The organism is Pyxidicoccus trucidator, from assembly GCF_010894435.1.
Classification (GTDB): Bacteria; Myxococcota; Myxococcia; order Myxococcales; family Myxococcaceae; genus Myxococcus; species Myxococcus trucidator.
Genome location: NZ_JAAIXZ010000001.1, coordinates 1,141,140 through 1,154,778, shown reverse-complemented (window position 1 = coordinate 1,154,778; position 13,639 = coordinate 1,141,140). Strand labels below are relative to the sequence as shown.

Sequence of the window (13,639 nt, the reverse complement as noted above, 5' to 3'; positions counted from 1 at the left end):
TCGTACCGGAGGGAATAGGGACTCGGCAACGCGTCCCAGGCTCTTTATCCTGGATGTCCGCTTCGACTCATCCCCCCCATCTGGAGTCGAAGTCTCAGGAGCTGAATGATGCGAACCCCCATCACACGATTCATCACCAGCCTGCTGCTGTCGGCTTCACTGCTGACCGGCTGCGGCGGGGACAGTGGCGACCCCGACCCGAAGCCCGCGGTGGATGCCGGCACGGAGCCGGTGGACAGCGGGCTGCCCCCACCCCTCGAGGAGGACGCTGGCATCGAGCCGGACCCGGACCCGGACCCGGGCCGGGTGCCCACGGATGTCGCCGATGAGGAGAACCCGGAGAAGGACTCGGACTGCGACGGCCTGACGGACGCGGAGGAGTTCGCCAACATCTACCCCAACGGGCAGAAGACGGACCCCGGCCTGCGCGACACCGACGGCGACGGCCTCCGTGACGGCGTGGAGGTGGGCCGCACCACCACCCTCAACACGGCGTGCACCTTCCGCGCGGACGCGGACCCGGACTCGCGCACCTCGCCGGTGAAGGCGGACACGGACGGCGACGGCCTCGCGGACGGCCTGGAGGACACCAACCGCAATGGCGCCCGGGAGCCGGGCGAGACGGACCCGAACGCGCTCGACTCGGACGGTGACGGCCTGAAGGATGGCGAGGAGGACACCAACCTCAGCGGCACGTTGAGCCCGGGCGAGACGGACCCGCGCAAGCGCGACTCGGATGACGACGGGCTGCCGGACGGCCTGGAGAAGCAGCTGGGGACGAACCCGCTCAATCCAGACACCGACGGCGACTCGTGCCGCGACGGCGACGAGGACAAGGACCGCGACGGCGTGAAGGACTCGGGTGAGACGGACCCGAAGGTGGCCGACTGCGCCGCCTCCGTGCTGGACACGGACTTCGACGGCATCCCCGACGCGGTGGAGACGGCCACCGGCACCAACAAGGACAGCGCCGACACGGACAGTGACGGCACGCCCGACGGCGTGGAGGACGAGAACCGCAACGGCCGCGTGGACGCGAACGAGACGGACCCGCGCCTGACGGACACCGACTGCGACGGCCTGCAGGACGGCCCCGGCCGCGGCGGCTTCCTGGGCGAGGACCCCAACAACAACGGCCGCGTGGACGCGAACGAGACGAACCCCACCAACCCGGACACGGACGGCGACGGCCTCTCGGACGGCCTGGAGCGCAGCGTGGCGACGGCGGCGGCGCCCCGGACCAACTGCGGCTACTCCGGTGACACGCACACCACGACCAACACCTCGCCGGTGAATGCCGACACGGACGGCGACGGCATCCAGGACGGCGCGGAGGACGCCAACCAGAACGGGCAGGTGGACCCGGGCGAGCTGGACCCGCGCAACCCCAATGACGGCGCGCCCACCACGCCGGCCGGTCAGGCGTGCCGGACGACCAACCTGCGCACCGTCACCTTCAAGGAGGACTCCGGCGGAGACCTGCGGCTGGCCCTGCCCAGCACCTTCAAGGATGCCAACCTGGTGAACCTCACCGTGAATGGCAGCTCGGTGGGCCTCATCGGCTGGGACGACACGAAGCAGGTGACACTGATTGCGTACAAGCGGGGCCAGGTGGGCGCCGCCGCGGACCCCACCGCGGACGAGGCCGGCATCCGCACGGCGTCCTTCAACAGCGCCACGCGCGACTACACGCAGACCTTCACCACGTGGGACGGCTTCCCGGCCCTGGCCGCGCGCTACTCGCAGGCGGGCACCACGGACCTGAAGGCCTTCACCAACACCCTGGCGCGCTCGCTGGTGCCGGGCAGCACCGGAGCGCTGGCGGGGACGGCCGGCATCACCGGTCCGTTCAAGATGCAGGCGCAGTACGTGCACCGCTCCAACCAGAGCGTGGTGGTGGTGCTGGCGATTACGCCGACGGCCCGGTACACGGAGGGCGGCAGCCTCTTCACCCTGTCGGACACGGCGGGTGGCACGGCGCTGGCGCAGTTCGGTGACGCGGACGCGGTGCAGTGCGAGAAGTTCACCGCGCAGCAGGCGGTGGTGGACTTCCTCTTCGTGGTGGACGACAGCGGCTCCATGGCCACCTCGCAGCAGTCGCTGGCGGACGCGGCCACGGCGGTGGCGCAGAAGCTGGGCAACGCGACGCTCGACTGGCGCCTGGCCATGGTGACGACGAGCTACACCGTGTCGGGAGAGCCCAACACGGGCCTGCTGCGCGGCTTCACGCGGAACGTCAACCAGTTCCGGGCGTGGCTGACGGAGGACAGCACCTGCGGCGGCAACGGGCAGTGCACCAACGTCACCATCCCCGCGGGCGGCCAGGCCACCACGTGCACGAGCAAGAACCAGTGCTGGGTGGACATCGACGGCAACGGCTCGGAGCGCTCGCTGGACGCGGCGCGCAAGGCCATCAATGACCTGAAGGCGGCGGGGGGCACCGAGGACACCCGAATCCGCCCGGGGGCCAAGGTGGTGGTCGTCATCCTGACGGACACGCGGGACCAGTCGTCCAACCCCATTGCCACCTTCACGCAGTACTTCCTGGATACGGGCTCCGTGGTGGGGGAGAGCAACAACCCGGTGGACCAGCCCATCCAGGTCCACGGCATCATCTGCCCGCCGGACGGACCGCGCTGCTGGGTGGACCCGGAGAACTCCAACAACTACGAGGAGAACGCCAACCCGCGGCACCTGGACATCATCCAGGCCACGGGCGGCGTGTACGGGAGCATCCGTGAGGCGGCCTCCATCACCACCACCATCAACGCCATTGTCGACAGCGTCATCGCCTCGGTGGGCTACAAGACGCTGAAGCCGCCCATCGGCGCCTCGCTGAGGGTGGCGGTGGCGGAGGTGTTGGATGCCGTCACCTGTCCGACCGCGGGTGATTTGCCGCGCAGTCGGACTCACGGCTTCGACGTGGACGGCATCAGCCGGGCGGTGTCCTTCTACGGCGCCTGCCGGCCGAAGACGTCGGGCAGCACGGAGGCGGCGGTCTCCTACCGGTACTGGAGCGACCGCACCACCAACCCCAACGGCGTGCCGCCGCCGTGCAGGGCGGACCCGTACTACGACGCCAGCGAGGCGGACTCGTGCCGCGGCAAGCTCACGTGCAACCGGACGACGGACCGGTGCGAGTGCCCGGCCGACTGCGGCGGGGGTGGCGCGCCGGGTCAGGTGTGCAACACGGACCCGGCGGTGTGCGCCTTCACCTGCACGGCGGACTGCGGCGGGACGTGCGGGACGTATGAGTCGTGCAACCAGGCCGCCTGCGCCTGCACGTGCGTCCAGACGGCCACCTGCGCGGAGGGCTACGCCTTCGACCCGAACGTGTGCGGCTGCGCCTGCGACACGGCGGCGCTGAACTGCGGCGCCCGGTACCAGCCGGACGCCAATGCCTGCGCCTGCGTGTGCAAGGCGGACTGCGGTGGCTGCGGGCTGCGCGAGGTGTGCAACCCGAGCACGTGTCAGTGCGAGGGCACCATCGGCTGACGCCGCGCCGTGCTCCGGCCCTCGCTCCTCACGTGAGACGGGCCGGTGCGCGGTGGAAGGCCCCGGGCCTTCCTTCGTGAGAAGTACCTGACGCCCCGGGGCCGCTTCGGTCCCGGGGCGTGCTTGCTTCGCTACTTCGCGGAGGCGAGGCCGGCCGGGGCGCTCTGCGTGCGCAGGATGGGATAGACGCGCAGGCGCACGTCGCGCGCGGGGTGGCGCTCGTAGAAGAAGCGCAGGCGGGCGCGTGGGTCCTTGGCGAAGGCGGCGTCCTTCAGCTTCGCCTCCCACTCGGCCTTCACCGTGGCGTCCTTCGCCAGCAGCTCGCGGGCGAAGGGCTCCAGCACGTAGTCCTCGATGTATTCCTTCTGCTCGAAGTGGGTGTTGAAGAGGCCCCACGCCACCAGCGAGTCCGGGGCCGTGGGCTCCAGGATGTGCGCGACCAATTCCACGCCCGGCTGGGCCACCGGCACGTAAAGCGTGCCCGCGGGCAGCGCGTGCGTGCCCTTCTCCCAGGCGCCCTTCACGGCGAGCGGCTGGTGGCCCTCGACGGACTGGGCGCCCCACTTCACGTCGGTGGCGCGGAACTGCTCCGCCTCGGCGGAGGGCACGGCACGGGTGAGGCGCTGGAAGCGCAGTCCGTGGGCGGTGAGCTTCTCCGCCACCCACGCCGCGTGGGCCGGCGGTACCAGGTAGCCGCCCGAGGGCAGCTGCGCCGTCAGCGCGGGACGGATTTCGTCGAAGTACGGCACGTTCCACACCTGCGGCTTGGACGGGTCATACCGAATCCACGTCTGGCCGGAGAGCGCGGACGGGGCGCGCTCGTAGGCGTAGCCGCGGAAGGCGAGGGGCCGACTCTTATCGGTGTTCTCCCAGCCGAGCACCACCTCGCGCACCTTGCCAGACGCGGCCTCGGTGTCCTGCGCCTTCACCGCCGCGCGCAGGGCCGCGCCGTCTCTCGCCACGAGCCGCAGCAGGCCGGCCACCACGTTGCGCGTGGCCTTCACGCGCTGCGCGTAGGGCTTCCACGAGTGCGTCTCCACCAGCACGCCGAAGCGGCGGTGGATGGACCAGTAGACGTGGCTGAAGCGGGGCTGCGCCACGCCATAGGCGAAGCCGGACGTCGGGTCGTCGTCCTCACGGAACGACGGATAGAACTCCACCGGCAGGTGGCCCTGGGACTCCAGCTCGGTGAACAGCTCCTGGCGCAGCTTCACTCCGAGCGCACGCAGGGGCTCCGGGCCGGACTTCTGCGGCTCCACGCCCACGGACACGTCGGGCTCGAACTGCGCGCCGTCGGTGACGTGCAGGTCCGCGTAGACGAGCGGGTCCCACGCGTGGAGGTACTTCAGCAGGGCCACCATCTCCGGGGCGTCCGCCTTCACGTAGTCGCGGTTGAGGTTGAGGTTCTGCCCGGTGACGCGCCAGCCCATCTCCTCCGGGCCCACCTGGTTGGGGCGGTTGTTGGGGCCGAAGCGCTCGTGGCCGTCCACGTTGAAGACGGGCACGAAGACGGCGGTGACGCCCTTGAGCACACCGGGCAGGGCGCTGCCGGAGAGCAGCTCGCGCAGCAGCCAGAAGCCGGCATCCTTGCCGTCAATCTCGCCCGCGTGGATGCCACCCTGGAAGAAGACGACGGGGCGGCCCTTCTTCACGGCGGCGGCGGGAGTGAGCGTTCCATCCGCGCTGGCGACGAGCGCGAGCAGCGGCCGGCCCTCCGGCGTGGTGCCGAGCGTGTCGCAGCGGACCTTGCCCGGGAAGGCCTTGGGGAAGGCGCGGCAGAGGGACTCCACCTCCGCGTAGCGGCCGGTGCGCTTCCAGCCGCTCTGTTCGGCGACGGTGGTGAGAGGGGGTGGCGCCTGGGTGAGCGCCAGGGCGAGGAGGGTGGGCAGGAGCATGCCCTTCCCTCAGCACAGGCCCCGGTGGGTTTCAACCGTGGCGCACGGTGAGGGTGCCACCCACAGGCAGGACGTGGACACGCTCGCGCGGCCAGCCCCGGCGGGTCCACTCCGTGTCGAGGCGCTGGGGCGGCTCGTCGAGCGGCTCGTCCGTGAGCTTGAAGGTGCCCCAGTGCATGGCGAGGAAGCGCGTGGCGCCGAGGTCCTCGAAGGCCTGCACGGCCTCCTCGGGGTTCATGTGCTGGCGGCTCATGAACCAGGACGGGTCATACGCGCCGATGGGCAGCAGCGCCGCGTCGATGCCGGGGAAGCGCCGGCCAATCTCCTTGAAGCCCTCGAAGTAGGCGGTGTCTCCGGAGTGGAAGACGCGCGCGCTGGAGCCCTCGATGACGAAGCCGCCCCAGAGCATCTCGTTGGTGTCGTTGAGGCCGCGGCGGCTCCAGTGCTGCGAGGGGACGTAGTGCACGGTGACGGGGCCCACCTTCGTGGACTGCCACCAGTCGAGCTCGGTGACGGGCAGGTGCGAGCCGCGGAAGATGGGCGTGTGGCCCAGCCCGGTGACGATGGGCGCGCCCACCTGCTTGAGCGTGGGCAGGTCCAGGTGGTCGTAGTGGTTGTGGGAGACGAGGCTGGCGGTGATGGAGGGAAGCTTCTCCACGGGGACGCCCGGCGGGACGTTGCGGTGGATGACGACGTTGATGGCGTCGCGGAGCACGGGGTCGATGAGGAGGGAGACGCCGTCGAGCTGCACGAGCCAGCTCGCGTGGCCGAGCCAGGTGAGGCGGGCGCCCTCGCCGGGAGCCGGGGGCGTGGCGAGGACGGTGAGGTCGGGCTCCACGCGGGGGACGGGCGCGCGGTCCGGGGACTTGCGGCGGCGGCCGGCGAGCTTGTCGGCCACGGCCCACTTGAAGACCCGGTCGAGGGGCTGCGGCCCGCTTCCGTCGAGGTTCTTGAACCGCAAGGGCATGGGACTGTTCCTCCGCTCCATGGGCCCGGACGGGGCCGAGGAGGTGCCCCTGTCATGCTCGGGAGGGGCCTGGGGCGCAAGGGGGATGGAGCGGGGCTCGTCACCAATCCGGGAGGCAGACCCAGGGGCGGGTGGGGCGGTCCTTCTGGCAGCTGTAGCCGTCCGCGCAGGTGTTGGGGCCTTCGGGCTCACACGGTGGGTGGCAGCTCCAGCCGTTGCAGATGAGTCCGGGGGGGCAGGAGGCTGGGTCTTCGCGGCACGACTGCCTGCACCGCATCCACACCGTGGCGGTGTGACTCGTTTCGTGGTTCAGCAGGCATTCCTGGTTGCCAGCGCACGGGGTCTGCCGGCAGTTGGTGCCGTAGACCTTCGCGCAGGCGGAGGCACCGTCTCCGTACTGGATGCAGTGCTGGCCTTCGGGGCACCCTGCCTTTTCGCAGGTGGGAAGGCACAGGGGTTCGAGCTCCGTGTCCGCGCAGAAGAAGCCCTCTGGGCAACTGGTTGCGTCCTCCTTCCTGCACGGGCGACCGCAAAATCCGTCTTCTCCGCCGCACACGAGCCCGGGACCACATGCGTCGTCCAGCTCTCTCCCAATCTCGACGCACTGCTCACCTTCTTTGCGGAGGCCCACCGGGACGCAGATGCGGACAAGCGGTCCTCCCCCGGAGGTCGTCAGGGTCCTGCAGATCTGCTCATCCTGGCATTGCACATCCGTCAGGCACTGACTGTCGCTGCAGTATTGGGCTCCGGCCCGGGTATCCAGCAGGCAGCCAAGGGGGGACTCGCACTCGGAACTCAGTGCACAGTCTCGGTGATACGTCTGCAGGCGCGCTCGTTCCTCGGCGGCGAGTACGGGGCTGATCCTCCGTCCATCCACCCACTGCTGCTCCGGCATGCCCATGCGCAATGTGCTGCCAAGGAGCAGCACCAGGGGAAGGGGGAGCAGCAACCCAACGAAGGCCCCAAGTGTCGTGCGCCAGCTCATTCGACCTCGCCACACATCTCACGGCATATCGCGCTGTTTTCCCTGCCCCCCTCGCAGTAATCCCTGCGGTCCTTCGCTGTGCAACGCTCGGGGATGCTCTCCAGCACGTCCTTGTGTGCAGCCTGATCGATAAGGCCTCCTGGCCTGTGCATTTCGGGACACCCCAGCACTGCAAGTGACAGCGTACAGACCCACGTGGACGGCCAGCGCATCGGCGTTCCCCCGGACAGAGGAAGCAGCCGGACGAGCCTATCGGGGGCATCTCCGTCTCGGACCCACCCCGGAGGGCACCTACTCCGACACACAGTGAGCAGCCCGGCCCCTGACTCCCCTATATAGAGAGCGCGATGCTCTCCACCTCCGGCTCCACCACTCGCAAGCTGCTCCTGGCCTTCGGCGCGCTGGTGGCGCTGTTCACGGCCGCGTCCGGCTTCGCGCTCGCCCGGCTGACGGACATCCACGACGGCTCGCATGCCCTCCGCGAGGCGGGTGGCCGGGTCCGCGACGCGCTGGAGCTGGCCACCGCCGTGAGGGACCAATACGCGCACCTGGCGCACACCATCATCCTCGGCAATGCCAGCCATGTGCGCTTCCACGACGAAGCGCGGGCCCGCGTGGAGGCGCTCACCCGCAAGCTCCGTGAGCAGGCGCGCGACGCACAGGAGCAAACGTGGGTCGCGGACATCCAGCAGAACGGCGACGCGCTGGACCAGCTCTATCGCGACACGCTCCTGCCCGCCGTGCTCGCGAAGGACCAGGCCGCCGTCACCGCGGCGCACGGGCGCGCGCTGGACCTCGTGTCGCAAATCCAGGCCCGCGCGGATGCACTGGCGCAGCGCTTCGACACCTCCATCGGCTCCTTCGAGGCGCACGTGGGCGCGGTGGAGCACGCGAGCTTCCGGTGGGCCATGCTGTTCCTCGGCGGGGCCACGCTGTTCGCAGTGGGCGTGGGCTTCTATATCGGCAACTCGGTGGCACGCCCTGTGGCGCGGCTCTCCGAGGGCGCGGCGCGACTGGCTCGCGGCGACCTGCACACCCGCATCCCGGAGGACGACCCGGGCGAGCTCGGGCAGCTCGCCGCCCAGTTCAACCGGATGACGGAGGCGCTCCGCACGCACCAGGCCCAGCTCGTCCAGCACGAGAAGCTCGCGGGCATCGGCCGGCTGGCGGCGGGCGTGGCGCACGAAATCAACAACCCGCTGGGCGTCATCCTCGGGTATGTGCGGCTGCTCCAGCGCAAGGCGGAAGGGGCGCTCGCGGAGGACCTCAAGGTGGTGGAGGAGGAGGCGGTGCGCTGCCAGGACATCGTCGAGGGACTGCTCGACCTCTCTCGTCCGGGCCGCGGCCCCGTGGAGCGCGTGCCCCTGCGCGAGGTCTGCGAGGAGGTGGTGGCCCGGCTCAGCGAGTCCTCGAAGCTGGGCGACGTGGAGGTGCGCGTGGAGGGAGCCGCCTCCGCCTGGGCGTGGCCGCCGCGCCTGAGGCAGGTGCTGCTCAACCTGGTGAAGAACGCGGCGGAGGCGGCGGGGCAGGGCGGCACGGTGGCGCTGCGCATCGACGCGACTCCGGACGGCGGGGCGAGCGTGGCGGTGTCGGACTCGGGACCCGGGGTGAAGCCGGAGGACCGGCCGCGCCTCTTCGAGCCCTTCTTCTCCACGAAGCCGTCGGGAACGGGGCTGGGGCTCGCGGTGAGCCAGGCCATCGCCGAGGCGCACGGCGGGCGGATTGAAGCGGACACGGGCCCGCTGGGAGGTGCGCGCTTCACGCTGCGGCTGCCGCCCGCGTCGCCCGTACAGGAGGCCATGGCATGAGTGCGCTGGAGAAGCCGTGCGTCCTGGTGGTGGACGACAAGGAGAACATGCGCAAGCTGTTCGCTCGCATCCTCGGAGACGCGTACTCCGTGGCCGAGGCGGCGGACGGGACGCAGGCCCTGGAGTTGCTGGCGGGGCGTGAGTTCGACGTGGTGGTGACGGACATCCAGATGCCGGGCGCGGATGGCTTCGCGGTGCTGCGTGGCGTGAAGCAGCGCGCGCCGGACACGCAGGTGGTGCTCGTCACGGCGTACGCGAGCATTCCCAAGGCGGTGGAGGCCATCAAGGAGGGCGCCTACGACTACCTCTCCAAGCCGTTCGACCCGGACGAGGTGGCCCTCATCGTCGCGCGGGCGCTGGAGCAGCGGCGGCGGGGGAAGGAGGCGGCGGGGCTGAAGGCGCGGCTCGCGACGGCGCCGGACCTGCACGGCCTGCTGGGCGCGAGCGCCGCCATGCGGAGCCTTCACGCGATGCTGTCCCAGGTGGCGGCGAGGGACCTCACCGTGCTGCTCACGGGCGAGACGGGCACCGGCAAGGAATTGGCGGCACGCGCCGTCCATGCGGAGAGCCCGCGCAAGGCGAAGCCCTTCGTGGCGGTGAACTGCGGCGCGCTGCCGGCCGAACTGGTGGAGAGCGAGCTGTTCGGCCATGCGAAGGGCGCCTTCACCGGCGCCACCATGGCGAAGGCGGGACTCTTCGAGGAGGCGCACGGTGGGACGCTCTTCCTGGACGAGATTGGAGACCTGCCGCTCCCGGTGCAGGTGAAGCTCAACCGCGCCTTGCAGGAGAAGGAGGTGCGGCGCGTGGGCACCACCGCGCCCGTGAAGGTGGACGCGCGGGTGGTGACGGCCACGCACAGGGACCTCTCCGCGGAGGTTGCGGCGGGGCGCTTCCGCGAGGACCTCTACTACCGGCTCAACGTGGTGACGGTGCGGCTGCCCGCGCTGCGCGAGCGGCGCGAGGACATTCCCCTGCTGGCCATGCACTTCCTGGCTCGCTCGGGCCGGTCGGAGCTGGAGGGCTTCGCGCCGGAGGCCCTGCGGGCCCTCACCGCGTACGCGTGGCCCGGCAACGTGCGGCAGTTGGAGAACGCGGTGGCCCGGGCGGCGGCGGTGGCGCAGGGGCCCCTAATCGGCGTGGACGACCTGCCGCCGGAGCTGGGCGTGGTCCGAGCGGCGGAGGCGGGCGGTGCCCAGGCCGGGAGGATTCCGGCCGAGGCGCTGGCGAAGCTGCCCTACCGCGAAGCGGTGGACGGCGCGCGGGACGCGGTGTCGCGGGACTACCTGTCCGCATTGATGCAGGAGTTCGGCGGCAATGTCACCCACGCCGCCGAGCGCGCGGGCATGGAGCGCGAGAGCCTGCACCGGCTGCTCAAGCGCTACGGGGTTCGCTCGGACGATTTCAAGCGCACGGAGTGAGGTCTCGCCATCCGCTTGAATCCAGAGGTGCTTCCAACATACCTCTTGCCGGGTTGTACGCCAGGGACTCGGCACGAAATGGCACACCGCGGTCGCCCTGTTCGTTGTTCCTGGGTGAGCGTGGTCCTACAGTCCCGTCTCACTGAGCGAACGCGCAATGGCCACCCAGGTCTTCATCAGTTACAGCTCGAAGGATGCTGCGGCGGTCGCGCTCTGCCACGCCCTGGGAAACGCACTGAAGGCCGCTGGCTACGAGCCGTTCATCGACAGGTGGGATATCTCGCCCGGGGACAAGTGGGAGCAGGGGATTCGCGTGGCGCTGGCGGAGAGCCATGCGGCCGTCATCCTTTTCTCTGAGTCCACCCTGACGCACCACTATGTGCTCTACGAGACGGGCATCCTCAGTATCCGGTGTCACCTGGATGAGGGCTTCAAGCTCATTCCCGTTCTTTTCGACGCAGTAACGCCGGAACACCTCACCCGAAGGCGCTTCGCGCCATCAGCGATCGCCGACATCCAGAGCGTCAAGCTCACCACGACCGAACAGCTCCTCGAGAAGATCGTCCAACTGCTCGGTCCGGCAAGCGGACGGGTAGGCCACAGGACGGTCGTGGACTCCCTCGCCGACAACATCGCTATGGAACTGGACGCCTTCGGGGACATGCGGCTGAAGCAATTGGTCGCCAGGCTCGGGCTGGGTATCAGCATCTGGACCCGGCAGAAGGGCATTGCCGAGATTGCCACCGAAATCGCCCGCCGCGTGCTCAGCAGCGGCTTGGCCGGTGCGGAACAGAGCATCCGCGAGCTGATCAACATCCGTGTCAACGGGCTTGAGTCCTTGGTGGAGCTCCTTGCCCCACTGTGGGTGAGACACGAGGCCGCCGGGAGCCTCCGGCGGGCACCTCGCCAGATGGCGGCACTGAATGGGCTCTACTTCGCCGACTTCACCGCGCGGATGTACGTGCGTCGGGCCCTCTGGCCGGATTCGGCCTTTGAGATGTGCCCCATTTCCGAGACGAGCAGCGAGAACCGCGTTGCGCATGTGGCCGATGAAATCGCGAAGTACCTGATGGCCAGGCGCCCCCGCCTCAAGACTCCGAAGGACGCTCTGGGTTATCTCAAGCGGCAGAAGCTCAGTCTCTACGCCACCCTGCTGCCGCCGGTTCCCAGTCCCGAGGAGTTGGCGCAGCTCTCGTTGGAGTTCCCCAGCGTGACATTTTTGCTCCACACCGGGGAGCGAGCACTTCCCATCGAGCAGCTTCCAGACCTCGTGGAGCCGCTCCCGGAACTCGCACCGGAGGAGGAGGTAGAGGCCAGTGATCGGTACAACAATATCGTTGGGTTGCTCGGTACCCAGGACGGCTAGTCCCACACGTCAGGCACAGCGAAGGAGCATCAGATGAAGTTCGACAAGGTCTTCTTCAATCCTGACGCCGACGCCGGATCGGCGCGGATGCCGAAGGCCAACTCGGGGGCCAGAGACCGCCGCGATGGGAGCATCTACGCTTACACGGGGGACATCATCCTCCTGGTGAACGCGGCACTGGCCACCGGACGGCCCCTGTTGATCGAGGGTCCCCCGGGCTCCGGCAAGTCGTCCCTGGCCCCCAGCATCGCCCGGAAGCTGGGTTGGTGGTACCTGGAGCAGGTCATCACATCTCGGACGACTGCCAGGGACCTTCTCTGGGAATTCGACTCCCTCCGGCGCCTGCACGATGCCCAGGTGCGGGAGAAGACGCTCCCACCGAAGCCTGCTTACGTGACTCCCGGCGTGCTCTGGTGGGCGTTCGACCCTGTTGGCGCGAGCAAGCGGGGAATGGAGGGGAGCCAGGAGAAGCCGCTCCCCAACCCGGGGCGGTCCACTGGAAAGAAGCCGAAGAACGCCGCAGTGGTCTTACTGGACGAGATAGACAAGGCAGAGCCCGACGTGCCGAACGACCTGCTGGTGCCGCTGGGCTCCGGCCAGTTCACGGTGGATGAGACGGGCGTTCTCGTTCGCGCACAACGTCCCTTGCTGCTGGTTGTCACCACGAATGGTGAAAGGGACCTTCCCCCGGCCTTCATCCGCAGGTGCGTGCGCATGAAGCTGGAGGCGCATACCCAGGCGCAGCTCGTCGACATCGCCATGAGGCACCATGGGGCTGAGGGGAGCAGGCTCTACCAGCGGCTCGCGGAGTGGCTCGTCCAGGAGCGCGAGGCCGCCAGGGAGCGGGGCATCCGCGAGCCCAGCACTGCGGAGTTCCTAGACGCCATCCAGGCGTGCAAGGACCTCAAGCTGGATATCGAGACACAGGATGATCTGAAGTCGGAGGACTGGCAGAAGCTGTCACGCGCTGTCCTCCTCAAGGTCGACCCTCCGGAGTTGGGGGAGGCCTAGATGCGCCGGGGTGAAATCTCCTTCGCGGAGCGGCTCGAGTGCGTCGTCCGGCTGAAGCCGGACTCCGAGGCATGCGAGTTGTTGAGGAAGGCACTGCACGTCATCGACGTGGACGTGCGAGTTCCATCGCCGCGAATGGTTCCTCCCTTGAAGCTTCCTCCCGAGCCTTCACTGCGGCCCTCCGCCTCGGAAGTGCCCGGGAACCCGAGCCTAGCTCCTTCCAGTCCAACCCCCGAGTCTCGCCCGTTCGAGCTCCGCGCTCTCCCACGTGACGAGGATGAAGGTTTCCCGTGGCCGTGGGAGTCCGAGCCCGAGCTTCCTCCTGAATCGACGGACCGCAAGATCCCTCTACTCGAGTTCCTGCTGGCGCCGCTCGCCCGCACGGCCATCCTGACCTCCGCACTTTCCACACGTGCCCATGAGGGTGCGCTGGATGTCCCGAAGGCCGTGGAGACGCTCGCGCAGGCCCGGCCCTTGAAGTGCCTGCCGCGGCTTCCGGTCCCCACTCTTCGTCGTGGCATCCAACTGCTGGTGGACGTGGGAGAGGGGATGCTGCCGTTCGCCATGGACCGCGCCGCGTTGGTGGAGGCAATTCATCGCCTGTCGCCCCAGGTGGACCTGAAGATGTTCCTTGGCTGCCCCTCGCGAGGCGCTGGGAGCGGTGCGCGCCTGAAGAAGGGATGGCCCCGCTGGC

7 protein-coding genes are annotated in these 13,639 nt (G+C 69.3%); 5 read left to right on the top strand and 2 right to left on the bottom strand.

Annotated features, from left to right (window positions below; translation table 11 throughout):
- The first annotated feature begins 108 nt into the window (after positions 1–108).
- A complete protein-coding gene (gene cglD, locus G4D85_RS04770; RefSeq protein WP_164009133.1) occupies positions 109–3,495 on the top strand; it encodes an adventurous gliding motility lipoprotein CglD in 3,387 nt (1,128 codons plus the stop codon).
- Positions 3,496–3,626: 131 nt separating this feature from the next.
- Here cglD and G4D85_RS04765 read toward each other — a convergent pair whose 3' ends face one another.
- Entirely contained in the window at positions 3,627–5,390 is a 1,764-nt protein-coding gene (locus G4D85_RS04765) for a M14 family metallopeptidase (protein ID WP_164008281.1), read from the bottom strand.
- Between the two features lie 31 nt (positions 5,391–5,421).
- On the bottom strand, positions 5,422–6,357 hold the full coding sequence (locus tag G4D85_RS04760) for an MBL fold metallo-hydrolase (RefSeq protein ID WP_164008279.1): 936 nt from the start codon (positions 6,355–6,357) through the stop codon (positions 5,422–5,424).
- A gap of 1,332 nt (positions 6,358–7,689) precedes the next feature.
- Here G4D85_RS04760 and G4D85_RS04755 point away from each other — a divergent pair.
- The 4 genes from G4D85_RS04755 to G4D85_RS04740 all read left to right on the top strand — a co-directional run bounded on the left by G4D85_RS04755 (position 7,690) and on the right by G4D85_RS04740 (position 12,945).
- Positions 7,690–9,150 carry a sensor histidine kinase gene (locus G4D85_RS04755; protein WP_164008277.1) on the top strand — a complete coding sequence of 487 codons (1,461 nt, stop codon included), beginning with the start codon at positions 7,690–7,692 and terminating at the stop codon, positions 9,148–9,150.
- The gene (locus G4D85_RS04750; protein ID WP_164008275.1) at positions 9,147–10,568 is read left to right on the top strand and encodes a sigma-54-dependent transcriptional regulator; all 1,422 of its coding nucleotides are present in this window, start codon (positions 9,147–9,149) and stop codon (positions 10,566–10,568) included. The genes G4D85_RS04755 and G4D85_RS04750 overlap by 4 nt, the downstream gene beginning before the upstream one ends.
- A gap of 157 nt (positions 10,569–10,725) precedes the next feature.
- The gene (locus tag G4D85_RS04745; RefSeq protein ID WP_164008272.1) at positions 10,726–11,934 is read left to right on the top strand and encodes a toll/interleukin-1 receptor domain-containing protein; all 1,209 of its coding nucleotides are present in this window, start codon (positions 10,726–10,728) and stop codon (positions 11,932–11,934) included.
- A gap of 33 nt (positions 11,935–11,967) precedes the next feature.
- Positions 11,968–12,945 carry an AAA family ATPase gene (locus G4D85_RS04740; RefSeq protein WP_164008270.1) on the top strand — a complete coding sequence of 326 codons (978 nt, stop codon included), beginning with the start codon at positions 11,968–11,970 and terminating at the stop codon, positions 12,943–12,945.
- The last annotated feature ends 694 nt before the right edge of the window (positions 12,946–13,639 follow it).